This is a genomic window from Ruegeria sp. CDSC054 (genome assembly GCF_059610645.1).
This window is the reverse complement of the sequence record NZ_JBXWOA010000015.1, coordinates 59,575-84,650: the sequence shown is the minus strand read 5'-3', so window position 1 is coordinate 84,650 and position 25,076 is coordinate 59,575. Positions and strand designations below refer to the sequence as shown.

The window sequence follows — 25,076 nt, the reverse complement described above, 5'->3', positions numbered from 1 at the left end:
TGCACTGAATACGTTTATCGCGCACCTTTTTTCTCTAAACAAAAGGGACGCTGTTGATGGTGAAATCCAATAGATTAACTCTTGATCCGGACGATTGGGAGGCCAGCCGCGCGCTCGCCCACAGGATGGTCGATGAGGCCATCGAGCATCTGAAACAGGTGCGAGAGCGTCCTGTTTGGAGACCTATGACCGACGATGTCCATACCACGTTCCAGTCTGGTTTGCCGGAACATCCCTCGTCTCTGGAGCAGGTCTACGATGAATATCGGGCGACCGTGCGCGCATATCCCATGGGCAATATCCATCCACGTTTCTGGGGGTGGTATATGGGTGCCAGCAACTTCACCGGCGCTTTGGGTGATTTTCTTGCGGCCATAGAGGGCAGCAATCTTGGGGGTGGCAACACAGGAGCGGCGCAGGTCGAACAGCAAGTTGTCGATTGGCTAAAGGAAATTGCGGGGTTTCCCAAGTGTGCGAGCGGCACTCTAACCAGCAGCGGTTCAATGGCAAATCTTGTGGCGCATACCGTGATCCGCAATGTCACCGCCGGATATGACGTTCGCCAGGATGGTATTGCCGCGCTGGATAAGCCAATTAGGTTTTACGCCTCCGATCAGGCCCATAGTTGCCACCAGAAGGCGTTGGAGACGCTGGGCCTCGGCGCCAAGGCGCTGGTAGAGATCGCGAGCGATGACTACCAAAGAATACGGCTCGATGCGCTGGAAGAGGCAATCAAGCAAGATCGCGCGAACGGGATGCAACCTGTTTGCGTGATTGGAACGGCTGGAACGACAAACACCGGTGCGATTGACGATCTGACCGCGATCGCCACGCTGTGTGAGCGTGAGGACCTGTGGTTCCACGTTGATGGGTGCATTGGCGGTGTATTGCGTCTTGCCCCCGACCACGCCCATCTGGTCGCCGGGATCGAACGCGCCGGCTCCGTTTCCATTGATCCCCACAAATGGCTGCACACTCCCTTTGACGCTGGCGCTGTATTGATCAAGGACCCCGATGCGCATTTCAGAACATTCGAGATGCACGGCCCCTACCTGCAACTCCAGGAGCGCGGAATGATTGCCGGGAAGTTCCTCGCTGACTACGGTCTGGATCTTAGCCGCAGCTTTCGCGCGTTGAAAATCTGGATGGCTTTCAAGGAACAGGGTACGACGAAGTTCGGGCGGCTCATTGCGCAAGACATAGGCTTTGGGCGCTACATGGCCGCGCAAGTAGAGGCGCATCCGCTTCTGGAACTTGTCGCTCCTGTCGAGCTCAACATTGTGTGTTTCCGGCATCTAGCGGCAGACGAAAACGCAGCCAAAGCACTTAACACCGAAATCATGCTTCGGATTCAGGAGCGCGGGCTCGCTATGCCTTCGGACACAACGGTGAAAGGCAAACATGGGCTTCGCTGTGCGTTCAACAACCACCGCACCCAACGCGAGGACATAGACCGGTTCCTCCGCGATGTGCTTCAGATCGCGGAAGAAATCCTATCGGAACAGCCCGCCTAACGCGCTTATTGATAACTGTTAAGGCGTTTGTAAACGTCGTTTTTTGGCCCAGACCTACCGGCCCAAACCGGACATTGAGCTTGAATCATGATTAACTAATCAGCTTCTTGAAAGCGGCCGTTCCGACATTTGCAACATTTCCTTTGCTTCGATGGCCGAGATGGGAACATGCCTGCCGTCCTTTTAAGCGAGCAGTACACTTCGCAGTGCATCTTCCCAGAGAGTTCACAGGGGCTTGCGTGTCCAGCACATGCTGCCTTTCGCCAACAGAAGTCTGGGTTTAAGCAATGACGCTCGGTGGAGCGCTTCAGAGATCGAACGTCCTGACGTTTTCGAGGCGCATATGGAGTGCCAGAACAGTAAGGCCTACAAGTCTATCCAGCGCCTTGGCACTACACTGTTGATTCATCGCGCTGACCAGCCGGATGATCCGAGCTAAGTGGGCCGTGCTCGCGTGCATGAATGCAAAGGGCATCATCGGTAAAGAATTCCAGTGACTTCTATAACATGCTCTCTAAACTCCGGACAGTTGTTAGTCAGAATTGACGTGGGAGTTTGGGCGCAGTTGGGCGACAAAAAGGCATCAGGGACCTCGATAAGCCCCGCGCCATCATCTGCGCCAAGTTCGGAGTTAAGCGCAGCTGATCAACAGGCGCGGTTTGAAGCCACCGCTCAGGTGATGCAGGCGATCTCTGTGACCAAGGACGACGTTCAGCCGGTTTGCGATCTGATTGTTGAGCTTGCCAAAGACCTTTGCGACGCTATTTTTGCTGGTCTGGTTCTTGGACAGGAAGGCGACACACTTCAGCGGCTCGTGGCCAGTGTTAACCTGCACCCTGACATTCAGCAGCTTTGGCGCGACGGCAAATACACGATGGAGCCGGGCAATTCTCTGGTGACTGAAACAATCCTCAGCGGCGAGACCAAACGCGTTGTGGATATGGGAGACACTGATTTCCACAAATCCGGCGATGAGCGGTTCAAGCTGATTGTCGACAAGCATGGGTGCCGCAGCAATCTGTTTGTTCCTCTAAAGGTGGATGGCGGTGCAATCGGATGCTTGATGTTGGCGCGAGACGAGGTCCGGCCCTATACCGACGATCAGGTCAAGCTCGTCGAAAACTTTGCCGCCCAAGCGGTAATCGCCATTGAGAATGTTCGCCAATTTCGCGAATTGCAGATCCGTCTGGCACGCGAAGGCGCCACGCGTAAAGTTCTCGAGACAATTAGCCGATCGCGGGAAGATGAGACGCCGGTGTTCCAGACGATCCTGGAAAACACAGCCCGGCTTTGCGAAACGGATGTCGCCACATTGAGCCTTTTGAATGAGGCAGGAACCCACCTCGAATATGCGGCCCATTTCGGTGATCAGTTGGCGACCTACGAGGTTGGCGTAGATCGTTGGTCACTGGACTCACATCTCCAGATTGCGGAGTCCGTTCGCGAGGCACGCGTTATTCACAATGTAGATTTGCGCCTGACTGACCAGTATATCAAAGGCGACCCATGGCGCCGTCAACTTGTAGACGAAGAAGGTGTCCGGTCATTTCTGACGGTCCCACTAATGTCGGCAGATGGCACGCCCGTGGGCGTCATCGGGATTTACCGACGTGAGGTTCGCGCATTTACAAACGACGAGATCTCTCTGGTTGAGGGCTTCGCCGCCCAAGCCGTGATCGCCTTGGATAACACGCGACAATTGAATGAACTGCATACGCAGTTGGAGCGTCAGGCGGCAACACAGAAAATTCTAACGGTCATTAGCCAAAGCCGTGATGACGATGCGCGCGTCTTTGATTCAGTGCTTCAGCAGGCCACCAGGGTATGTGATGCAGATCAGGCGGTCCTTATTTTGATTAACGCAGCAGGGACCCACGGGCGGTTGGCGGCGAATTGGGGGCATCAGAGAACCGAATTTGATGTTGGAGACGAGTGGCAGTTGGACGAATCGATTCCAATAGCCACTGCGATACGAACAGGTAAGGTTGGTCGCATCGATGATTTGACCGACACGGATTTTTATCGCTCGGGCCATCCTACAGCTGCCATGATGGTTGAGATCGAAGGCATTCGGTCACGCGTTACAGTCCCCCTGATGCAAGGAGATCAGGCCATCGGAGCCATCGCAGTTAGCCGCCGGGAGGTGCGGCCATTTGCTGACCCTGACGTGCAGTTGATTGAAGAATTCGCCAAACATGCAGTCATTGCCATCGAAAACACGCGCCAGTTTCGTGAAGTTCAGGAACGACTTGAACGGGAAGAAGCGTCGCGTGAAATACTCGAAGTCATCAGCCGCAGCCGCGATGACGACAAACCGGTCTTTTATAGCATTCTCGAGAACGCAAGCCGTTTGTGCAAAGCACCGCTGGCCTTCTTGTGTGTCGCTGACCACGAACAAGGGCACGCAACGATTCCAGCCAATATCGGTGCGAGAACTGATTTTGATGAAGCGCTCAAAGATTTCGTAGAGCCATTAACGCGCACTGAACTGGTTGCGATCAGACCAATGATCGATGGTCAAGTTATCCGCCAAGACGATATCGCCGATGATCCACTATACTACCGGGACCGTGACCCAAAACGGGTTCAGATGGTTGAGATTGAAGGTGCTCGCTCGGTCCTTGCGGTGCCGTTGATGAAAGACGACACCGGTCTTGGGGTGATCGTTCTCTATCGCCGTGAAGTTTCGCCATTTTCGGATGATGATGTCGCTCTGGTCCAAACCTTTGCGGCCCAAGCCGTGATCGCAATGGATAACGTACGCCAGTTCCGAGAGGTGCAGGACCGTACGGCGGAAGTCACGCAAGCCTTGGAGTATCAGACTTCAACATCCGAAGTGCTGCGTGTGATCTCAGCGTCTCCCAATCAACTGTCGCCCGTTCTGGACGCCATTCTTAAAGAAGCGTCGCGCATCTGCGAATTGCAGGATGCCTATGTCGCAATGCTCGACCCGGACGATGGGCTTTTTCATGTGCACTCGACGCTCACACAAGACACGGCCTTTGCAGAGTACGTCAAAGCTCACCCGATTTCACCAGCGGAGAACGGTGTAAGCGGGCGTGCGATCCTGTCGAAACGCACAAGCTATGTCGAAGATGTCGAAGCGGACGACACCTACACCTGGTTGGAAGAAAGCGGCGTGGGTGATTACAAATCATTGCTTGGACTTCCGCTTGTCAAAAACGGCGAAGTCGTAGGCGTTATCTCTCTTGGGGCGCCAATGGTCTCGGGTTTTTCCGCCAAACAGATCAAACTGCTGGAAACTTTTGCGGATCAGGCGGTTATCGCGATTACCAACGCAAACCTTTTCCACGAGTTGGAGGAGCGGACAGAAGAAGTCACGCAGGCGCTGGAGTATCAGACCGCCACGTCAGACGTATTGTCGGTGATTTCGCGATCTCCGAATGAGCTGGAGCCGGTGCTGAAAGAGATACTGAGAGTCGCCGGCCGGATCTGCGAGCCAAAATATGCTGCGATCTCGATCCTGAATCCGCAAGACAACCTTTACCATACTGACATCATGCTCGACTTTGACAGTGATTTCATGAAGTTCATGAAAGCACACCCAGTGCCGGCAGGTCATGGAAGCGGTATTGGCCAAACAGCTTCACGCGGCAAAACAGTCTACTACGAGGACACTGAAGCTGACGAATACGCCTGGAAGGAAGCCGCGCGTATTGGCAAGTATCGCTCGCTTCTGGGTGTCCCTTTGGTCAAGGATAAGGTTGTGGTCGGTGTGATCGTGCTCTGCCACGACAAAGTCGCACCATTCGATTCAAAACAGATATCTCTGTTGGAGACGTTCGCCTCGCAAGCGTTGATTGCCATCAATAACACTCAACTCTTCGAGGAAGTACGGGCGCGTACGACCGAAGTTGAAGACGCATTGGTGCGCGAACGTTCCAGTGCTGAAATCTTGCAACTGATCAACGAAGCTTCTTCCGACATCCAGCCTGTGTTTGACCTTGTCGTGCAAAAATCCGCTGAACTTTGTGGAGCGCAGTTCTGCGTCCTCGAACGCTTTGACGGCAATCTCTATCATTTCTGCGCACAATACGGGTTTCCGCAGACTACTTTGAAGGCACTGACTTCGGATTATCCCTTGGAAGCTTCCAAGGGTCATCTGGCTCCATTGGTCGTTGAAAGCGGCGAAGTCCAGCATCTAGCGGATGCGCGGGGGCCCGAGTATTTCAGTCCAGAGCTTGCCCGAAAGGCTGGGTATCGGCGCTTGATGGCCGTACCGATCCGGGCAGAGGCGCGGATTTGGGGCGTCATAATTGTCGGTTGGGCCGAGGCCGGACCGCCGCAACAAAACAGCGTCGAGCTCGTTCAGGGTTTTGCCAATCAAGCCAGCATCGCCATCGAGAACGCACGGCTATTCCGGGAAACTCAGGAACGCACTGCTGAAGTCGAGGAGGCGCTGAAGTATCAGACGGCGACGTCCGAAGTGCTCGACGTCATCTCGCGCTCACCGAACGATCTTCCACCGGTTTTGGACGCGATCCTGGAGGTCTCGTCGCGTATCTGTTCACCGGAATACGCGTTCTTTGCAATGAAGGATGCTGACGATGGCCTATACCGCGTGGCCATGTCCCACAATGTGAGTGATGCTTTTCTCAAATTCCTGTCCGACAACCCTATCGCGCCAGAAGAGGGGTCTTGCATCGGGCGCACGGCTCTGCAAGGCAAGACGGTCTATATAAAAGACACCCGTAGAGATCCGACTTACACATGGAAAAAAGCGGCTGAGATCGGGGACTATCTTACTACTCTTGGTGTCCCTTTGGTCAGCAATGGCGTAACCGTTGGCGTTATTGTTATGGCGCATCGGCAGGCAGCTGCGTTTAGCGACAAACAAGTCAGCCTGCTGGAAACCTTCGCGTCTCAGGCCGTGATCGCCATCAACAATACGCGACTGTTCAAAGAAGTGCAGGCCCGCACTGCAGAAGTTGAAGAGGCACTGGGGTATCAGAAGGCGACATCCGAAGTGCTCGAGGTTATTTCCCGTTCCCCTGACGCTTTAGAGCCGGTTTTGGAAGCGTTGGTAGCGGTTTCGTCGCGCATCTGCCGCCTACAGGATGCTTTTGTGGCGCTAAAGAAACCCGAGGACGGAAAATTCCATTTCTTTGCCGGGCACAATCTCACAGAGAGTTTTGCCAAATTCCTCGAGTCGCATCCATTTGAACCGGGCGAAACGTCGGCGACCGCCCGGGCGCTTTTATATGGGCGCGCCGACTACGTTGAGGATACTCAAGCGGACCCTAACTATGATCCGGTCCTTAGGTCCAACTTGCAAGGATACAGGTCGGTTCTCTCTGTACCTTTGATACGCGACGGTGACACGATTGGTGTCATCAGTATGGGCAGCCGAAATAAAGCCGCCTTTGAGGACAAGCAAATCAAGCAGATGGAGACTTTTGCCTCGCAGGCGATCATAGCGATTCAAAACTCTAAATTGTTCAACGATACGCAAGTCGCACTCTCTCGCCAAACGGCAAGTGCGGATGTTCTCAGAGTGATCTCGGAATCCCCGACAGATACCAAACCGGTTTTTGAGAAGATTGTCGGACTGGCGACAGCTCTCATCGATTGCGACTTGTCGATTGCCATGCAGGCTAACAAAACTGAATACTGGCAAGTGGCGGCCGCAACTCCGGATGGTTTAGAGGAAATCACTTGGACTGAGCGCCTGCCAATTGATCCCGACGACAACCTGCCATCCCGCGTCATCCAGAGCGGCAAGACGCTGCAATTGGATGAAACGCGCTTTGATGAACTATCTCCGCGGGACACGGAAATCGTTGAGCGACAAGGATTCAAGTCGTTCTTGATGGTACCCTTGATGCGAGGGAAAGAATGTTTCGGCACTCTCGTCTTTATTCGGAGAACGTCGAAGGCTTTCAGTGATGACGAAGTAGCCATTGCCGAATCTTTCGCGGATCAGGCTATCATCGCGCTGGAAAACGTGCGTCTGTTCAATGAAACTCAGGCTTCCTTAGCGCGACAGACTGCCAGTGCTGATGTACTGCGGGTGATCAGCCAATCGCCTTCAGATACCACACCTGTTTTTGAGGCGATTGTAAATTCCGCGACACGGCTTGTTTCATGCGACATGGCAGGCGCCGCTTTGTCAGATGACAGTTTCTGGTGGCAAGTGGCTTTGGCGACGCCAAAAGGCCTATTACGTGATTTCGGACAAACCCGACACCCGTTGGACCCGAAGGATAATTTTCTGTCGTCCGTGTTACTGTCCGGGAAAACCATGCATGTACACGATTTGACGTCACAGGGCTTACCGCGGTTGGCCAAGAAGCTTCACGAAGAAAACGGATTTGAAGCTTTTCTTGGCATACCGTTAATGCGCGGAGACAAGTGTTTGGGCGGACTCTATTTCATCAGGAAATCAAAAATACCGTTTTCGGACGACGATATTGCTATGGCTGAGTCTTTTGCGGATCAGTCTGTTATTGCCATTGAGAACGTGCGCCTTTTCCGCGAGGCCGAAAAGGCCCGTGAGGTGGCCGAGTCTGCTAACGAAGCGAAGAGCGCGTTCCTCGCCACCATGTCCCACGAAATCCGTACACCGATGAATGCCGTTATCGGGATGAGTGGGCTCCTGATGGATACCGAGTTAGATGCCGAGCAAAGCGATTATGCCAACACGATCCGCGACAGTGGCGACGCGCTGCTTGGCATCATCAACGAAATTCTCGATTTTTCGAAAATCGAAGCCGGGCAGATGGACATCGAGAACCATCCGTTTGACCTGCGTGAATGTATCGAAAGCGCGCTAGATCTGATCAGCGGCAAGGCCGCCGAAAAGCAGCTCGATCTGGCCTATGAATTTGACGACGCTCTGCCCCTTGCGATCAGTGCTGACCTGACCCGGTTGCGACAGATCCTGCTGAACCTGCTTTCAAACGCCGTGAAGTTTACCGAAAGCGGGGAAGTGGTTTTATCTGTTGAACAAACCACCGAGAAACGAGGATCGCTTGAGCTAACTTTCAAAGTCCGCGACACAGGTATTGGCCTGAGCGAAAAAGGAATGAGCCGTCTGTTCCAGTCCTTCAGTCAGGCAGACAGCTCAACAACTCGCAAATATGGCGGCACCGGTCTTGGTCTGGCGATTTCCAAACGTCTTGCGGAACTCATGGGCGGCACCATGTGGGCACGAAGTGACGGCGAGGGGCACGGTTCGACCTTTACGTTTACAATCCAGACCAAACCTTCCAAACTGGTCAAATCGTCGTCGCGCGATCTGGTAGGCATTCAGTCCGAGCTTGAAGGCAAGCGCATTCTTATGGTGGATGATAACGCCACCAACCGAAAAATCTTGTCGCTCCAGACCGAGAAATGGGGCACTAAAACCACTACCTGCGAAACCCCGTCCGATGCGCTGGCCACACTCGAGAAGGCTCAAAAGTTCGATCTGGCAATTCTCGACATGCACATGCCAGAAATGGATGGTGAGGAACTTGCCCGGAAAATTCGGGCCAAGCATCCGGACTTGCCGCTGATCCTCTTTAGTTCTCTTGGTCCGCGCGACATTGACCTCGAAGACGGCCTCTTTGCTGCCAACCTCACCAAGCCGCTGCGTCAGTCGCATCTCTTTGACACTCTGGTCACGTTGTTTTCAACCGAAGATACCCCAGTGAAGCCGGCCAAGCCCGTAGACAAACCCCAGACCGATCCAGAGATGGCAAAACGCCACCCTCTGCGTATTCTGTTGGCTGAGGATAATTTGGTGAACCAGAAACTTGCGCTTCGCCTGCTTGAACAGATGGGCTATCGCGCTGATCTGGCCAGCAACGGCGCTGAGGCGGTCGAAAGCGTGAACCGGCAAGCATACGATGTCGTATTGATGGACGTGCAGATGCCCGAAATGGATGGGCTCGAAGCCTCACGCTGCATAAACCAAGATTTTCCCGGAGAAGACCGACCGCGTATAGTCGCCATGACCGCTAACGCCATGCAAGGCGACCGCGAGATGTGTTTAGATGCCGGGATGGACGACTACATCGCCAAACCGATCCGCCTGCCTATTCTTATCGAAGCCCTTTTGAATGTTCCTAGGAAAAGCAAGTAATCCATGACAAACGGTCCAATTGATCTTGATATCTTCGCTGAACTCAAGGACGCGACAGGCGACGAATTTGCCGCCGAGCTTGTGAACACCTTCCTCGACGAAGCCCCTGGCATGATCGCCGAATTGAAAGCGGCTGCCGACGCGTCTGACGCTGATGGATATCGCCGCGCGGCTCATTCCATTAAGTCGAATGCAAACACCTTTGGTGCGACTGCACTGGCCGAGTTGGCCAGAAAAATCGAGCTCGGGGACATACCAGCGACTGGTGACCTTACAGATGCGAAAGCTCTGGAGGCCGCTTTCGCCAAAGCTGCTGCGGCCCTGCGGACCCTGAACAATGACTGATACACGCGGCCATCTCCTCATCGTTGATGACAACAAAGTCAATCGGCTACTCCTGTCTCGCAATGTTGAATTGTTGGGGCACAAAGCCTCTGTCGCGGAAAACGGCCTCGTCGCGATGGAGATGTTGTCGAGTCAGTCTTATGACCTGCTTCTACTCGATATCGAAATGCCGGAAATGGACGGGTTTCAGGTTCTGGAGGCAATCAATGCGGACCCCGACCTGCGCGAATTGCCGGTGATTGTGACCTCCTCTGTCGAAGGGCTCGACAATATTGTGCGCTGCATCGAGTTAGGCGCAGAAGACTACTTGCCCAAGCCGGTGAACAAGACGCTTCTCAGCGCCCGCGTCTCCAGCGGCCTCGAAAAGAAGCGATTGCGGGACGAACAAAGACGCCTGCTCGAACGTTTCGCGACCTCCGAAGTTGCGCAAGACCTGCAAGAGTCTGGCTTTGCCATCGGTGGCAAACGTGCAAACGCATCGGTTCTTTTTTGCGACATTCGCGGTTTCACAGCCCTTTCGGAAAACCTCGCGCCCGAGGCAACAATTGATCTGCTCAACACCTTCTACACGTTGATGTTCGAGGCGGTGACCAGCAATGGCGGCATTGTCAGCCTGATGCTTGGTGACGGGTTGATGGCTCTCTTCGGTGTTCCACAACCTCTGAACAATACCGCGCAAAGCGCGGTAGCTGCGGGGCATGAAATGCATAGCATGATAGAGATGCTGAATCATGACCGGCTCGCGGATGGAGAACGGAGTCTCAGGATCGGGATCGGTATCGCCACAGGCGAAGTCGTCGCGGGCTATGCCGGCACTGACAACCGGGCGACCTATACCTGTATCGGATCCGCGGTAAATCTCGCAGCCCGATTGGAAGCGGAAACCCAGAACACAGGAAGCCGGATTTTGGTTGATCAAGAGACCCTGGATCTGCTCGACGGGGTCGATATTCAGGAGACATTTGGCGGGACCCAGATCAAGGGCTTCTCCGATCCAGTCGACATTCACGCTTTGTGATCTTCCGACACGAGTATCGTTTCTCCGATATCATTTCCTGTAAGATCGCTTACTACTAAACTCCCCGCCGTCGCAGCCACTCAATTTGGATTCGCGAAAACGGGTCGATTGTTTTTACGCCCGGCAATGGGCCTATTGCCACAGACAAAAATCGGGCTTTATTCGATGCGAGGAGAACAGATGAAGCGAACTTTGATAGATCACTATCATCCGGGTCTTTTGAGCAGTCTGTCCGATTCAATGACTGATTTGGAGTAGTGTAGCATTTTCTTTGCACCGCAGCGAACGACCGGTTTCCGCCCGACCTGCAATACAGCAGAACTAGGGGACGTCGCCCCCCGCGCCCGCAATACAATTAGACAGGGCCGTGTCCTCGGCGAACGCCTGTGGGCGCACCACCCTGTCGAATTGTTTTGCACTTGCTACACCCAACCCTCGCTGGGAGCAGGTTTTGGAGACGAGCGCCCTCAAGGGCTTCGCTCAAAACCAGTTTTTATGGGGAAACATGCTCAACGCAACCAATTGGCAGAAGGCAAAGCTATGCGGCGCAAAGGAAAATTTCTGTCGCAAAAAGCAAAACTATTTGTCGCCACATAGTAAATGTAGAACATCACGAATATTTGGCTCAATTGACAACCAAAACCTCAATAAATCGGTAAATCGCGTCATTCAATTCTGACCCAAACGTCAAGTAATTCTGACCCAATATGCATACCGGCCATTCATCGACACAGAGGCCAATGCCTCACAGGAACTCGTTCTTCCAGATGTTACGCGCGCACTAATTTCTGCTCTTGAGGCATAGCATCAGCAACCGTATCGTACCCGGTTGGTCTAGAGCTCCCAGCTTAACCCTGTCGCGTCTTCAGTCACGTCCTAAAGCCTTGTCATGACGGGTTTATCATACGCGTGGGGGTTCAATGTACCCTTGCCGTCTGATCCTCCTCCACTGAAATGGTCCACCCCAATAGTAAGGAAACGGAGGATCAACTCTGCGGGACAAGTCAGGTAATTTCAGAATGGTGTATCGTTAATCTGCTGAACGGCCTTCAATAACCTGACAAAGACCAATTGACTGAATGCAAAAAACTGACACAACTAAAGCAAACAATCTTCTAAGCAACAACAGCAGTATCGGCACTGAAATCCGTGATCAAACAAAGAGATATCGAGCGTGAAGTCGGGCAAACATTGCAAAGGTTACGGCAGGAACGCAATCTGATCCTCTCTGAGCTGGCGACAACATCGCAGGTCTCGACCTCGATGATCAGCCGTATTGAGAACGGTAGCGTCTCTCCGTCTCTTGGCACGCTACAGGCTTTGGCGGACGCGATGGATGTTCCTCTGATGGCCCTGTTTGCGGACACCGAAGTTTCGGCCGACGTACATCACGTCAAAGCAGGCGAAGGTCTCATGTCCCGGCGTATTACGCAGGGCCACGTGCATAACTACCTTTTACTTGGTAAACATGGCGGGCCGGGAGGTCTGTTTCAATCTGCCCGTATCACCATTTCAAAGGACCAATCTGGGACCTTGCCCAGTTACCAGCACGAAGGCAGTGTTTTTCTCTACATGATAATGGGCGACGCTATATACAGGTGTGGCACCGAGGATTTTGTTATGGCAACTGGCGATACCCTAAGCTTCGATGCCAAGCTGCGTCACGGGTTTTGCAAGATCGTGTCGGATGAGATCGAATTCATCACGGTATCAACTCGCCCGCAGTAAATTCAGACCGTGATTTGGCACCCTCAGGTCGTATAACCTATCCGGACCGTTTCATATTCTTGTATTATGTGAAACTATGAATTATCCGACCGCATATCCCAATCAGGCACTGAGCCCCCATGAAAATTACGTTCAAACAGGTTGATGCATTTCGAACCGTCGTCTCCACCGGAACTGTAACTGAGGCAGCAGCGATGCTGGGAATCTCACAACCCGCGGTCAGCCGCCTGCTCTCGGATTTCGAGGCCGAAGTCGGTTTTCAGCTGTTTCAGCGCTCGGGCCGGGTTCTGGTACCAACGGATGAGGCACGTCTGCTCGTGGAAGAAGTTCGGCAGGCCGTCAGCGGCATGGAGCACATAAAGGAATCCGCCACAGCCATTGGAAAGTTCGGTCACGCGCGGCTTAACCTGGTGATCACCCCGGGGGTGTCTTCTCAGCTAGCTCCGGATCTGCTTCAGGAGTTTTCTGCCACTTGGCCAAAAGCCATGGCCCGAATGGAAATCGCGCCCAGCGATGATGCCGTCGAATGGATGGTTTCGCAGAATTACGATTTCGGGATCACGACAACCCAACCCGCCAACCCATCCTTTGACAGTCTGGTTATCCGGAACAGCGACGTCTGTTGCGTCGTTCCAACCGGCCATCCTCTGGCAGAGAAAACCATAGTTCAGGCGCAGGACCTGGCGGGTAAGAACTTCATCTCATATATGCCATCGTCGCGCTTCCGGTTTGAGATTGACCAGTTTTTTGAGGCCAAAGGCATCTCACGTCAGATGCAGTATGAGACCCGCACCACCGACGCGGTGTGCCGTCTGGTCGCGCGCGGTCTAGGAGTTTCGGTTGTCGGAGCAAGTCTGGATTATCTCAAAACCATTCCCGATTGTGTCGCGCTGCCTTTTGCGGCGCCTCTGACGTTTCGCGCAGTCCTGTTCTGGTCCAGGAACAAACCCCTGTCTGCTGTGGGACAGTCCTTTTTGAAGATCGTGCAATCGCAGATCAGCGACGATTAAGCGCCTCGCGAAAACTGGCTCGCGCCTGCGCGCTGTGAATATAGGCGTAGTCCCGAGGGTAAGGGGCACCTGCCGTCAGTTCCATCGAGACGAATTGCGGGCCGGTGGATGACAGAACCTGAGGCACCGCAGCTGAAAACTGATCCAGCTCCGTAAAGCGCTGCACACTGGCATACCCGGCGGCCCAGGCCATGGCGGCGAAATCAACCCTATCCGCACCAGGCAGGGGATGCGACCCGTTCACTTCATAGACCCGGTTAGCCGACAGAAAATGATAGAGGTTCGTCACCCCTGCATTGGCAATCGTCACCAATGTCCCAAGATTCATCAGCAGGCTGCCATCGCCATCCAGAACGATGACCCGCCTGTCAGGGTTGGCCAGCGCCAGACCCAGACCATGGGACGACGCCTGCCCCATCGCCCCGACGGCCACGTAATTAAGGTAGCGCGGGTTCAAGGCAAGCCAGTCGAAACAGCTCTGATACACGGCAACAACAATATCGTCCTCGAGGATATGAGGGATCAGGGCCTTAAGCGCTGCGTCGCGGTGCATGGTCATGATGCCTCCGGTGCTCGGCCGATCAGGAAAATATGGGGTCTTGAAGTTGCATATGCCGCTTCAATCGCCTGCGGGATATGAGCCTCGTGCCCTGGCCATTCGATCAGGGAATGTGACAGTTCCATCGCATCCAACACTGGCCGAACAATCCGCACCCCGTAAGAGGCAGATTGGTCGGGGTGAATATGTGGCTCCTTACCCTGCAGACCGACCATCATAACGACCGGCAGTTCATAATCGACGCCAATGGCCCGGATCGCATTCAATGAATCCATCAGCCCTGTTTGCTGCATCATCAGGATCGCGCGCGTGCCGTTATAGGACATCGCCCCGCAGATGCTGACGCCCTCATCCTCCTTGCAGATACGGGTCAGGCGAAATTCGGGATCTCGCGAGATCGGCCAGAGCAGCCCGTCACTGGTAACGATATCTGGCAATGCTACGATTTCGCCGACACCCGCCGCCTTGATAGCAGCGATGATAGCCGCACCGGACGGATGCTTGACCTGCGGCGTACATTCGGTCGGTAGGGGGGACGCAACCATCAGGTACCTCCGTCCAGAAATGCGGCGAGCCCATCCCGTGCCGCTTGCAGTTCATGCCTGTGACCAATGGTGATGCGAATATAATCACGGTAGGCGGGTGAGGCGAACCGGCGTACAGCAGTCCCCTGTCCGCGCAGGAAAAGATCGGCTGCTTCGGCAGATTTTCCGGGGTTCGGAAAATGAACCAGCACGAAGTTGGCCTGACTTGGGACAACATGCAGACCCATTTCCACTAACGCGGCGCTAATCCAGGCCCGGTTGTTCAAATTGGTCTCTCGCACGAAACAGGTATGTGCCGTGTCTTCCAGCGCCGCAACAGCCCCTGCGACCGAAGAGGACGCCACCGGGAAGGTCAGGCCGATCCGGCGTACATTGTCCACCACATCGCTGGACCCGTACATCCAACCAACACGCGCCCCAGCCAGCCCGAATATCTTGGAAAACGTCCGGCACATGACCACGTTTTTGGCAGCCTCTACCAACTTATGCGCGGGCTCATAATCCGCCGCATCGACATATTCCTCATAGGCAGCATCGATGATCAGCAGAACGTTTTCCGGTAACGCGGCATGCAGGCGCCGCAGCTCTGCGCCGTTCAGATAGGTGCCTGCCGGGTTCTCCGGATTGGCGAGGTAGACGATCCGGGTTCGTTCGGTCAACGCATCGATCATCCGGTCGACCGAAGGTTTGAATGCGTCATCCGCCACCGACACCACCTCGGCATCGTTGGCAAAAGCATAGTTGGGCACCTTGAGATAGCCATTGGCGCTGCGGATCAGCTCGGTGCCCTGCCCTAGGTAGGCGCGGGCCAGACGAGCCAGCAGATCGTCCGATCCCTGTCCGGTGGTGATCCGGGCCGCATCCAACCCGTACTGCGCAGCAATCGCCGGGGCCAGGATATCGTCAGGGTTTTCCAAATAACGCTCGACATTGCTGATTGCCGCACAAGCAGCAGCGCGGGCAGACGGGCTGGGACCAAACACGCTTTCATTCGAGTTCAAAAGAATCGCAGGCGGTGGAACGTCAGCAGATACTCCACCAACCATATGAGGTTTGATCCTGCCTATTCCTGATTTTGCGAGGGTAATGCCCATCCAACTCCTCCGGCACCGCCAGAGGGCGGTAATGGCAATTTTCACCATATATCACATAGAGTCGTGGTTTAAGCAATTCACTTTCAAAAAAATTATGTTATTAAGACTGTGACTCAGCAAAAGAACCTGGATGACCGATACGCTTTCACCCCAACCCAGCAGGCTTCACCTGACCATCGATCTGGATGCGCCAGGTCGACAGTCCGGTGATCTGATGCTGAAATGGTCCGACAATGCCGTACCGTTGGGATACCACCCGATCCCGGTCATCAGCTTACGTGGGAAACCCGGACCTTCTGTTCTAATTTTGGGCGGCACTCATGGAGACGAATTCGAAGGACCCGCTGCGATCCTGCGGCTAGCGGCCCAGCTGAACCCATCTGACCTGACCGGACAGGTGATCCTGATCCCGGCCTTGAACGCCCCCGCGTTTCTGGCTTCATCGCGGGTTTCGCCATTGGATGGGCAAAACCTGAACCGGGCTTTTCCTGGCGCCGCGAATGGAGGTCCGACAGCGATGCTGGCGCATTATGTTGAGACTATACTGCTGCCGCGCGTGGATGCCGCTATTGACTTGCACTCGGGTGGCAAGGCGTCTGTATTCGAGCCCTGCGCCTTGGCAGCGCGGGGGAATGACACGGACCTGACTGCTTCCAACATGGAACTGGCACGCGCTTTCGGGTTGCCTCTGATCTGGGTGCTAGGCGCCCATAACGACAACCGAAGTGTGAATGCCGCGGCCGCGCGTGTTGGTGTCCCGATGATCGCGGCTGAACTCAGCGGCGGAGGTGGTGTCGATCCGCATGCCGCGGACCTTGCCGAAGCCGGGCTTAAACGCTGTCTGAAGCATTTAGGTATCTTGCCCGGCGGTGCTCCGGACCCTGTTCCGACGCAATGTATCGAAATCGCCGATCCATCGCATTCGGTCCATGCACCCGCAGATGGACTGTTCGACCGACGCTGCTCCGCAGGACAACAGGTTAAACGAGGCGATCTGGCAGGCACGCTGCATTTCCCCGCCGAACCGGAACGCTCGGCTGTCGGACTTAAATTTCCCACAGCCGGGCACGTTCTGGCTCATGGCAATCGTGGCATGGTGCGCCGTGGCGATCTGTTGGCATTGGTGGCTCAACCTCTGTCCGAGGAAAGTTGAATGAAAACCTATTCACCGTTCATTTCCGGTGCCATTGTCGATTGGGACGGTGAAACCCTGGCCAGTATCGACCCCGCCACCGGTCAGGTGTGGAGCATGATCGCCCGTAGCGACGCACAGACCGCCGACATAGCCATCCGGGACGCCGACCAGGCCTTCCGCAGCGGGCCATGGGCCAAAGCTGGGCCGACAGAACGGGCGGATATGCTTGACCGTTTAGCTGACATGCTGGAAACCCGGTGGGAAGACCTTGTCACACCCGAAATTCGCGACAACGGAAAACGCATTACTGAGGTGCGCGGGCAGTTTGCCGGGCTGCACAGCTGGTTTCGATTTTTTGCGACAGAGGCACGCAAGCTGCAGCCCGAACCTCAGGCCAATTCCATCCCCGGCGTGCATAGCGTGGGCCACTTTAGGCCCTATGGCGTCGTGGTCGCCATCACGCCCTGGAATTCTCCGCTGATGATCCTTGCATGGAAACTGGCCCCGGCACTGGCAGCTGGCAATACGGTTGTAGTGAAGCCCTCGGAAATGGCTTCGGCCTCGACCTTGGAATTCGCACGGCTGGCACATGAGGCGGGACTACCGCCCGGGGTGCTCAACGTTGTCACCGGACTCGGTCATGAGGTCGGCGAAGCACTGGTCCGCCACCCTCTAACACGCAAGGTCACCTTTACCGGTTCGGACTTTGGCGGACGAAAAGTGGCTGAGGCTGCCTCAGCCGGTGTAATCCCGGCGGTGCTGGAACTGGGCGGAAAATCTCCGCAAGTGGCGTTTGCCGATTGTGACATGGACAATGCGGTCAACGGAATTCTGTCCGGCATCTTCCTGTCAAATGGCCAGACTTGCGTCGCCGGATCGCGGCTGATCGTTGAGGCCGTGCTGAAGGACAGGCTGTTATCCCGCCTGATCGACCGCGCCCGCGCATTGCAGATGGGGGATCCGATGGACCCGGATACTCAGGTCGCACCGCTGGCCAATGAACCGCATCTGCAAAAGGTTACGGCAATGATCGAACGCGCCAAAGCCGACGGTGCGATTTGCTTATTGAACGGCACCGCCACAACTGCAGGCCGGAATGGGTTCTATATCGGACCAACGGTTTTCGACGATGTGACGCCCGGCATGCAGCTCTGGCGTGAAGAAGTGTTCGGACCGGTTCTGGCCGTCACCTCTTTCACCACCGAATACGAAGCCATCGCGCTGGCCAATGACAGCGACTACGGGCTGGCTGCCGGTGTCTGGACCACCGATGCCGACAAGGGCGCGCGGGTAGCCGAGGCAATCGAGGCGGGCACTGTTTACATCAACCATTATCGCAGCGTTGACCCTGCCTGCCCCATTGGTGGGATCAAACTGTCAGGCTACGGGCGTGAATTGGGCCCGGACGCCATAAGGGATTTCTGTCAGGTCAAATCGATCTGGACCGGCACCACGCCGGTGCCCGATCCGTTTCCCTGACCACCGATACGCACGGAGGACGGCATGAACGATCATTTCTCAGCCCCCAAGGGCAATTTCCGCGGTCACGACCAACAAAAAGTCTGGCAACAGCAACCTGACCCGGAACTGACCGAGGTTGGCCCCGGCACTCCGTGCGGCGAATACCTGCGCCGGTTCTGGATGCCGGTTGCAATGACCGATCAGATTGGCGACCTGCCCTATCGCCTGCGTATTCTGGGCGAAGATCTGGTTCTGTTCCGCGAAAAGAAAGAGGGCAAGCTGGGCCTGACCCATCTGCATTGCTGCCACCGCAACATGAGCCTGGAGTTTGGCATCGTTGAGGAAGGTGGAATTAGATGCTCATACCACGGTTGGAAGTACGGTTTGGACGGCACCATTCTGGAAACCCCGTGTGAGCCGCCCGCCTCACAGGTCAAGAAAAAGGCCTGTCTGGGGGCTTATCCGGTGATCGAATACAAGGGTTTGGCCTTTGCATTTATGGGCCCCCCCGACGAGCAACCCCCGTTCCCAGTAATGGACACATTTGACGAAGATGGCGACGATTTGGTGCCTTACCTCATCAAATCCCCGTGCAACTGGCTTCAGGTGATGGAAAACGCATGGGACCCGTTCCATGTTGTCTACCTGCATACACTGGCCGTACGCAGCCAGTTCATCGACGCCTTTGCCGAGATGCCGATGATCGAGTTTCACGATAGTCAAACGGGCGATTTTTACACCAATGTCCGACGTGTCGAAGATATCGTCTGGGTGCGCATACATGACCATATGCTGCCGTCGTTCACGCAAAATGGCGGCCACTTCCCGGTGCCAGACGGGTCACGCTATTTTGGGCGCTGCGGGCTGTCGCGTTGGATAACCCCGATTGACGACACCAACACGATGGTCATCGCATGGCGCCACTTCCGGGATGCGGCGGCGAATGACGATCCAAAGGGCCTAACGGACAAAAACAAAGTGGGCTTTGGGATGACCGATTTCTATGGCCAGGATCCCGATCGACCCTATGAGATGCGCCAGCGGGACCCCGGCGACTATGACGCCTGGATCAGTCAAGGGCCGCGGAACATCCATGCCCGCGAAAACCTCAGCTTTACGGATCGGGGTGTGGCCAAGGCACGCCGTCTGCTGCGCAACGCCATTCGCGCGTTGAAAGACGGTCAGTCCCCTCCGCAACCGACTGATAGCTTTGCCGGTCAGGTGATACCGACCTATGCCGGGGATACAATGCTGCGCATCCCGCTTCAGGACGGCCGCGACGATGGTGCTGTGCTAAAGGAAATCTCGCATCAGGTGGCTGAGATCTACAAATCTAGCGACCATTTGCAGGGCGAGGCCCGTAAGTCGCTCATAGTCGATGCGCTGAAAAAATACGAGGCAAGCTGGTCATGACAAATCGTGTTCCTCATAATCCGGGCCGGGTCGACTGGTCCGGCGAAAACCCGGGCATTTATCTGAAACAAAGCTCGACGCAGGACCACTATGACACGCTGGCGCTGTTCTTCCGGGTGGTTTTGTCGCCCTATGGTCGGGGCCATGCTGCATTGATCCTGGGCGCACCGGATCAAGCGCAGGGTTGGCCGCACGCACCCAATCTGATCATGACGGACAATCAACGCATGATGCGCTGGATCGTGGATGGTTGGGTCACCAAGATGCCCACCTTCATCGGAAAGCCAGGCCTCGACGCGATGAGCTGGCTGGACTGTGACAGCGTCGAAAAACGCCCCGGCGATTTGAGATCGCGCTATTCCGAGACCCTGCGCGGCTCGGGCGTCACGGTCGAGATGATCTGGCAGGAAATGGGCCCACCCTTGCCAGTTGAGGTCACTAAGGAAAACTCGGCAACCAAAGAGCATGAGATGTATTCTGTGTTCCTTGAAGCCAGCGCGGCACAGGTCGTCATCAACGGCACCCCGCTCCCCGGTCAGGTCGCAAGCCGCCAGTTCTTTGGCCGCACCATGTCGACCGCCTTTCTGGCCTTTTCCGAAACCTGGGTGACCCCACAGGAGGATCTGTGATGCCGTTGAACGAACCGATCACCCCCGGAACCGTCGATTGGACAGGCGAGAACCCCGGCATTCTGCTGAAAGACGACAACAACAATTTCACCGCTATGGCGCTGTTCTTTCGCGTGGCATGGTCTCCGGTTGGTCAGGGTCAGGTGCTGCTGCTGTATGGAACGCCAGATCAAGTGGACGGACCGCCCGAGGCACCGAACGTAATCCTGAGCGACAATCCCGATCTGACTGCCTTTCTGAAGACCAATTTCATCAGCAAACTGGCGGCTTTCGCAAATGCTCCCGCTTTTGCCTCCCTGCCCGAGATAGGCGCGCAGGTCGTCCGATCCTCGGGCGATCCAATGAGCCACCGCTATACCGAAACCATCGCCGGAGAAAACCTGACAGTTGAACTGGTCTGGGAAGGGCTCGAGCCGCCTCGCGCGCTGGAGCTCTCTCCGCACGAGGTCGCTTCGGGCGAGCAGAACATGTTTTCGCTTCTGGTGCCCGCACATTCGGCCCAGATCATCGTTAATGGTCACGCATTGCCGGGCAAGTTGGGCACACGGGTGCAGGCTGGGTATGAGACGACGACAGCCTTCCTCTACTTCTCGGAAACATGGATCATCCCACCGGAGAATACTTGATGCTACACCCGGCTGATCAGCTGGCGTTCGACAAGGCCATGGTGACACAACCGGTCTGGAACCGGTTCAACACTGCGTCCGAGGCGCTGAGGTTGGACGAAAATGTCCTGCTACATGCCGGTCCCGCCTTCGCCAGCCCGGATCAGATCACCGCGCCGATCCTGAACTCGGCCTGTGTCGCTGCAGTCTGGCAAGGGCTAGCACAGAATTTCGATCAGGCCGAGGCGATGATTAACGCAGGCGAGATCGTGCTGAAACCCGCGCAAGACCACGATATCGTGACACCTCTGGCCGCCGTGGTCTCGGCGGATATGCCCCTGCACACCGTCTATGACGCGTGGCGTGGCCAACAACGTGTTTACGCGCCGATCAATGCAGGCAGCCGCCCGGCCATGCGGTTGGGGCTGAGGTCCGAGGCGGTGCTCAACCACGTTCGCTGGCTCAACACCCGGTTTCTTGACGTTCTAGAGAAAGGGGTTGCCGAAGGGATCGCTCTGGTCCCGCTGGCCGTGATCGGCCTGATGGGTGGGGATGATTGCCATGGCCGCACACCCGTGGCCGCACAGGCCTTAATTGCTGAACTCAAGGATCGCACCACCAGCGGGATCACGGATGACGACGTGTTGGCCTTTATGGACAGCTCGCCGTCACTATTTCTAAACCTCTGGATGGCGGCGACCAAATGCATGATGAAACTGGCGGAGGGTATTGAAGGATCAAGCTTCGTCACCACTGCAGGCGGTAATGGGCGCGAAGTTGGCATCCAGATCTCGGATCTGCCGGGCCGTTGGTTCACAACCCCGGCCAGCCCTCCCAAAGGGGCGTTTGACGTGGATCTGCCGCAGGACCGCGCCCTCGGAGCGGTCGGGGACAGTGCCGTGGTCGAGGCATTCGGGCTGGGGGCAATGGCCATAGATCTGAGCCCTGAACAAAAGAAGGGTCTGGGTGCCTATCTGCCCGACGACGCTCAAGCGCGAATGTCAGGTCTGTCAGTCGGAACGCATCCGTACTTCCGGGCATTGGATGTGCAGTTGGGAAGCACCGCGCGTGGCGCTGTGGAACAAGGGTCGGGACCTATGATCGGGTTGGGCATTCTTGACCGATTGGGCAAGGCCGGGCGCTTGGGCGGTGGCATCTACGACATGCCAGTCGCCCCCTTTGCCGACGCGTTGAAAGCGCTGGAAACATGACTGGGTTGAACCATCATTCTGCCCATGAACTTGCCACATTGATCCGCGCAGGTGCGGTGAAGCCTTCCGAGGTGATGGCGGCCCACCTGGACCGGATCACGAACCGTGAACCCGTCATCGGGGCTTTTCAAACCCTCGATGCGGACCGCGCCATAGAGCGTGCCAAGGCCGCCGATACTCTCCCCGTTGGTAGGCCGCTCCATGGCGTGCCATTTGTGATCAAGGATATCATCGACACCGATGACATGCCGACAGGATGGGGTAGCGACCTGTATGCCGGACGCCGCCCCGACCGCAATGCAGCTTGCGTTCAGGCTTTTTTGGACGCGGGCGCGATCCCAATCGGTAAAACCATCTCCACCGAATTCGCCTACTTCAAACCCGGTAAAACTGCCAATCCGGCGAATCCCGTGCATACGCCGGGTGGCTCGTCATCCGGCTCTGCCGCAGCTGTGGCCGATTTCATGGCTCCGCTCGCATTTGGTTCGCAAACCGCAGCCTCGCTGATCCGACCAGCAGCGTATTGCGGAGTCTGCGGGTTCAAGCCAACCACCGGGCGATACGATCTGACGGGTGTCATGGGCTTGTCCCAAAGCCTGGATACACTCGGCCTTCTGGCTCGTGATCCCCGCGATTTTGTGCTGACCGATGCCGTAATGTGTCAAACTGACCCCGCACCGCCAGCTAAGTTCGACGAAGCTTTGCCTCGGATCAGCCTAATGCGCGGCCCGCACTGGCGGGACGGTTCGGTCGAGATGCGGGACACATGCACGCGCGCGTTGGCTGCCCTTGCCGCAACGGGGACAGAGACCGGAGAAATTGCCTTTCCACCCGTTTTTGCCGAACTCACACAGGCTCAGATCACCGTCATGGACTATGAGGTCGCGCGGCAGCGCGCTGCGGAATACGCTATCGGCATGCCCACCATCAGCCCGCAATTTCATGACCTTGTCACAGCGGGACTGGCGGTCACCGACGCAGAATACCAAGCTGCGCTGGACCTGCGCGACCGGGCGGGCGCGATGCTGGATCAGATGTTCCGCGATGTGGACGCTCTGTTGGTCCCGTCGGCCCCCGGACCAGCCCCCGCCGGTTTGGATGCCACTGGAGATCCTCTCTTTTCCCGGATGTGGAACCTGTTGCAGGTGCCTTCGGTCGCTTTGCCATTCGGGACCGACCAGAATGGCCTGCCGCTGGGTATTCAATTGATCGGACGAAAGGGTGATGACGCCCGCCTGCTGGACATCGCGGTCTGGGCCCATGAACACTTGTCGAAATGACCGCTTAAGGAATTAGGGGCAGCAGCAAAGCAAGTGATACGGGAATGCTAACGGCTGCTATCAACGTCTGCAACGTGACAATGGCCGCCATCAGCGGCGCGTCTCCACCCAGGTGCTTGGCCAACGTGTAAGAAGACGCGCCGGTGGGAACTACCGAATAGACGACGGCGATCTGCAGAACCTCCCGTGGCAACCCCACCAGCAGTCCGATCACCAGAACTGCCAGAGGGAAGACAATCATCTTGCCCGTGAAGGCCAGAATTAAGGGCAGCGCACTTGCGGCCATTGCCCGGACTCTCAGATTTGCACCGACAGCCAGCAATGTGATCGGCAAAGCGCCTGCACCCAGAACATCCGTCACATCATGCACGACCGCTATCCTGTCACCGACCAACTGGTTGGCACAAACCGCCAGAAAGATCGAAATCACGTAGGGATTGCGCGCGAGTTCCCGCAGAATTGCAACGGCCAGGCTGTTGGTCCGATCGCCTTTGAGCGCACCAACCATCAGAACCACCATAACAATATTGGTGGTGGGCACGAGAATTGCGGTCGCCAGAATCGCGATATCCAGCCCTGCTGGCCCATACAAGTTGGCAGCCAGCGCAAGCCCGATGAATGAGTTATGTCGCGCGCTGCCTTGCAGGATCGAGGTGGCCTGCGGAGGCGCAAAACCCATCAAACGAGCACTAAGAAGCGCAAACAGAAGCGCCACAACAAACCCGCCCAGAATGGCAACCGAGTAAAGGCCCAGCGCTGACTTGTCCAACGGCGACAGGGAAATTTTGCTGAACAGAAGGCATGGCATCAGAACCCAATAGACAAGTTTGTCATTCAGGTTCCAGAAATCCGTACTGGGAATGCCGCCTTTGCGCAGGGCCAAGCCCAGCGCAATGATCAAAAAGATCGGCAGTATCGAGGTGAGTGTCGAAAGCATTACAATTCGCAGACAAAACCGGACCGGCTCGACCGGACACTGTCATGACTGGCGTTTCTACGCAATGCGATGCCGGATAGACCCGACTCCTTCAGCCGGGGGTATCAGCATCATCATCGATGACAGCCATCGCGTCGATCTCGACCAAAAGCGACGGATCGGCAAGCCCCTGCACAACTACGCCTGTCGAACAGTGATGAACACCTTCGAACCAGCGATTGATCGCCTCGTAAACGGCTGGACGGTACGAAATATCGGTCACGTAGACTGTCAACTTGCAAACATCAGTCAAGCTTCCCCCGGCCTCTTCCATCCAGCGCTGGATGTTGCGGCAGGCCTGATCTGCCTGCGCGCCCGGGTCGCCTAAGCCAACCAGTGTGCCATCCATCAGCGTGCCGACCTGACCCTGCATGAAGACAAAGTCACCCCGGGCGCGGATCGCCTTGGAATAGGTTGCTTTCGCGTGATAGCGCGTCTGGTACTTGTGGATGTGCGTTCGCGCCATG

General features: G+C 56.0%; 18 protein-coding genes. 13 read left to right on the top strand and 5 right to left on the bottom strand.

Annotated elements, in window-relative coordinates; all coding sequences use genetic code 11:
- The first annotated feature begins 56 nt into the window (after positions 1-56).
- From AC2FGC_RS21085 to AC2FGC_RS21060, 6 genes are all read left to right on the top strand, one after another.
- Positions 57-1,514: a pyridoxal phosphate-dependent decarboxylase family protein gene (locus AC2FGC_RS21085; RefSeq protein ID WP_496783360.1), complete on the top strand. Its 1,458-nt coding sequence runs from the start codon at positions 57-59 to the stop codon at positions 1,512-1,514.
- Between the two features lie 694 nt (positions 1,515-2,208).
- The gene (locus AC2FGC_RS21080; RefSeq protein WP_496783358.1) at positions 2,209-9,600 is read left to right on the top strand and encodes a GAF domain-containing protein; all 7,392 of its coding nucleotides are present in this window, start codon (positions 2,209-2,211) and stop codon (positions 9,598-9,600) included.
- A gap of 3 nt (positions 9,601-9,603) precedes the next feature.
- On the top strand, positions 9,604-9,945 hold the full coding sequence (locus tag AC2FGC_RS21075) for an Hpt domain-containing protein (protein WP_109310482.1): 342 nt from the start codon (positions 9,604-9,606) through the stop codon (positions 9,943-9,945).
- Positions 9,938-10,963, top strand: a complete 1,026-nt coding sequence (locus tag AC2FGC_RS21070; RefSeq protein WP_496725705.1) for an adenylate/guanylate cyclase domain-containing protein — start codon at positions 9,938-9,940, stop codon at positions 10,961-10,963. Before AC2FGC_RS21075 ends, AC2FGC_RS21070 begins: the two co-directional genes overlap by 8 nt.
- 1,149 nt (positions 10,964-12,112) lie before the next feature.
- Entirely contained in the window at positions 12,113-12,691 is a 579-nt protein-coding gene (locus AC2FGC_RS21065) for a helix-turn-helix domain-containing protein (protein ID WP_496725706.1), read from the top strand.
- A gap of 119 nt (positions 12,692-12,810) precedes the next feature.
- Complete coding sequence (locus tag AC2FGC_RS21060) at positions 12,811-13,701, top strand: LysR substrate-binding domain-containing protein (protein ID WP_496725707.1); 891 nt, start codon at positions 12,811-12,813, stop codon at positions 13,699-13,701.
- On the opposite strand, the gene AC2FGC_RS21055 is transcribed toward AC2FGC_RS21060, so the two are convergent.
- The 3 genes from AC2FGC_RS21055 to AC2FGC_RS21045 are packed head-to-tail and all read right to left on the bottom strand — an operon-like array spanning position 13,688 to position 15,899.
- Positions 13,688-14,260 carry a thiamine pyrophosphate-dependent enzyme gene (locus AC2FGC_RS21055; RefSeq protein ID WP_496783357.1) on the bottom strand — a complete coding sequence of 191 codons (573 nt, stop codon included), beginning with the start codon at positions 14,258-14,260 and terminating at the stop codon, positions 13,688-13,690. The two genes, AC2FGC_RS21060 and AC2FGC_RS21055, sit on opposite strands and share 14 nt — an antisense overlap.
- The gene (locus tag AC2FGC_RS21050) at positions 14,257-14,805 is read right to left on the bottom strand and encodes a decarboxylase (protein ID WP_496725709.1); all 549 of its coding nucleotides are present in this window, start codon (positions 14,803-14,805) and stop codon (positions 14,257-14,259) included. Before AC2FGC_RS21050 ends, AC2FGC_RS21055 begins: the two co-directional genes overlap by 4 nt.
- On the bottom strand, positions 14,805-15,899 hold the full coding sequence (locus AC2FGC_RS21045; protein ID WP_496725710.1) for a pyridoxal phosphate-dependent aminotransferase: 1,095 nt from the start codon (positions 15,897-15,899) through the stop codon (positions 14,805-14,807). The genes AC2FGC_RS21050 and AC2FGC_RS21045 overlap by 1 nt, the downstream gene beginning before the upstream one ends.
- A 130-nt stretch (positions 15,900-16,029) precedes the next feature.
- On the opposite strand from AC2FGC_RS21045, the gene AC2FGC_RS21040 reads away from it, so the two are divergent.
- The 7 genes from AC2FGC_RS21040 to AC2FGC_RS21010 are packed head-to-tail and all read left to right on the top strand — an operon-like array spanning position 16,030 to position 23,633.
- Complete coding sequence (locus AC2FGC_RS21040; RefSeq protein ID WP_496783355.1) at positions 16,030-17,052, top strand: succinylglutamate desuccinylase/aspartoacylase family protein; 1,023 nt, start codon at positions 16,030-16,032, stop codon at positions 17,050-17,052.
- Positions 17,053-18,513 carry an aldehyde dehydrogenase gene (locus AC2FGC_RS21035; protein ID WP_496783353.1) on the top strand — a complete coding sequence of 487 codons (1,461 nt, stop codon included), beginning with the start codon at positions 17,053-17,055 and terminating at the stop codon, positions 18,511-18,513.
- A 24-nt stretch (positions 18,514-18,537) separates the two neighbouring features.
- Positions 18,538-19,908 carry a Rieske 2Fe-2S domain-containing protein gene (locus tag AC2FGC_RS21030; protein ID WP_496783352.1) on the top strand — a complete coding sequence of 457 codons (1,371 nt, stop codon included), beginning with the start codon at positions 18,538-18,540 and terminating at the stop codon, positions 19,906-19,908.
- On the top strand, positions 19,905-20,537 hold the full coding sequence (locus tag AC2FGC_RS21025) for a hypothetical protein (protein WP_496783350.1): 633 nt from the start codon (positions 19,905-19,907) through the stop codon (positions 20,535-20,537). Before AC2FGC_RS21030 ends, AC2FGC_RS21025 begins: the two co-directional genes overlap by 4 nt.
- Entirely contained in the window at positions 20,537-21,163 is a 627-nt protein-coding gene (locus AC2FGC_RS21020; protein ID WP_496783349.1) for a hypothetical protein, read from the top strand. Before AC2FGC_RS21025 ends, AC2FGC_RS21020 begins: the two co-directional genes overlap by 1 nt.
- Positions 21,163-22,353 carry a YlbE family protein gene (locus AC2FGC_RS21015; protein WP_496783347.1) on the top strand — a complete coding sequence of 397 codons (1,191 nt, stop codon included), beginning with the start codon at positions 21,163-21,165 and terminating at the stop codon, positions 22,351-22,353. The genes AC2FGC_RS21020 and AC2FGC_RS21015 overlap by 1 nt, the downstream gene beginning before the upstream one ends.
- A complete protein-coding gene (locus tag AC2FGC_RS21010; protein ID WP_496783346.1) occupies positions 22,350-23,633 on the top strand; it encodes an amidase in 1,284 nt (427 codons plus the stop codon). Before AC2FGC_RS21015 ends, AC2FGC_RS21010 begins: the two co-directional genes overlap by 4 nt.
- Positions 23,634-23,637: 4 nt before the next feature.
- On the opposite strand, the gene AC2FGC_RS21005 is transcribed toward AC2FGC_RS21010, so the two are convergent.
- The gene (locus AC2FGC_RS21005) at positions 23,638-24,570 is read right to left on the bottom strand and encodes an AEC family transporter (protein ID WP_496725718.1); all 933 of its coding nucleotides are present in this window, start codon (positions 24,568-24,570) and stop codon (positions 23,638-23,640) included.
- Between the two features lie 91 nt (positions 24,571-24,661).
- Positions 24,662-25,075: a RidA family protein gene (locus tag AC2FGC_RS21000; protein ID WP_496725719.1), complete on the bottom strand. Its 414-nt coding sequence runs from the start codon at positions 25,073-25,075 to the stop codon at positions 24,662-24,664.
- Position 25,076 lies beyond the last annotated feature (1 nt).

What these genes read in the sequence shown, in the direction of transcription:
- AC2FGC_RS21085 (WP_496783360.1), top strand. Translation starts at nt 57, where the DNA reads ATGGTGAAATCCAATAGATTAACTCTTGATCCGGACGATTGGGAGGCC.
- AC2FGC_RS21075 (WP_109310482.1), top strand. Translation starts at nt 9,604, where the DNA reads ATGACAAACGGTCCAATTGATCTTGATATCTTCGCTGAACTCAAGGAC.
- AC2FGC_RS21070 (WP_496725705.1), top strand. Translation starts at nt 9,938, where the DNA reads ATGACTGATACACGCGGCCATCTCCTCATCGTTGATGACAACAAAGTC.
- AC2FGC_RS21060 (WP_496725707.1), top strand. Translation starts at nt 12,811, where the DNA reads ATGAAAATTACGTTCAAACAGGTTGATGCATTTCGAACCGTCGTCTCC.
- AC2FGC_RS21055 (WP_496783357.1), bottom strand. Translation starts at nt 14,260, where the DNA reads ATGACCATGCACCGCGACGCAGCGCTTAAGGCCCTGATCCCTCATATC.
- AC2FGC_RS21050 (WP_496725709.1), bottom strand. Translation starts at nt 14,805, where the DNA reads ATGGTTGCGTCCCCCCTACCGACCGAATGTACGCCGCAGGTCAAGCAT.
- AC2FGC_RS21045 (WP_496725710.1), bottom strand. Translation starts at nt 15,899, where the DNA reads ATGGGCATTACCCTCGCAAAATCAGGAATAGGCAGGATCAAACCTCAT.
- AC2FGC_RS21040 (WP_496783355.1), top strand. Translation starts at nt 16,030, where the DNA reads ATGACCGATACGCTTTCACCCCAACCCAGCAGGCTTCACCTGACCATC.
- AC2FGC_RS21035 (WP_496783353.1), top strand. Translation starts at nt 17,053, where the DNA reads ATGAAAACCTATTCACCGTTCATTTCCGGTGCCATTGTCGATTGGGAC.
- AC2FGC_RS21030 (WP_496783352.1), top strand. Translation starts at nt 18,538, where the DNA reads ATGAACGATCATTTCTCAGCCCCCAAGGGCAATTTCCGCGGTCACGAC.
- AC2FGC_RS21025 (WP_496783350.1), top strand. Translation starts at nt 19,905, where the DNA reads ATGACAAATCGTGTTCCTCATAATCCGGGCCGGGTCGACTGGTCCGGC.
- AC2FGC_RS21020 (WP_496783349.1), top strand. Translation starts at nt 20,537, where the DNA reads ATGCCGTTGAACGAACCGATCACCCCCGGAACCGTCGATTGGACAGGC.
- AC2FGC_RS21015 (WP_496783347.1), top strand. Translation starts at nt 21,163, where the DNA reads ATGCTACACCCGGCTGATCAGCTGGCGTTCGACAAGGCCATGGTGACA.
- AC2FGC_RS21010 (WP_496783346.1), top strand. Translation starts at nt 22,350, where the DNA reads ATGACTGGGTTGAACCATCATTCTGCCCATGAACTTGCCACATTGATC.
- AC2FGC_RS21005 (WP_496725718.1), bottom strand. Translation starts at nt 24,570, where the DNA reads ATGCTTTCGACACTCACCTCGATACTGCCGATCTTTTTGATCATTGCG.
- AC2FGC_RS21000 (WP_496725719.1), bottom strand. Translation starts at nt 25,075, where the DNA reads ATGGCGCGAACGCACATCCACAAGTACCAGACGCGCTATCACGCGAAA.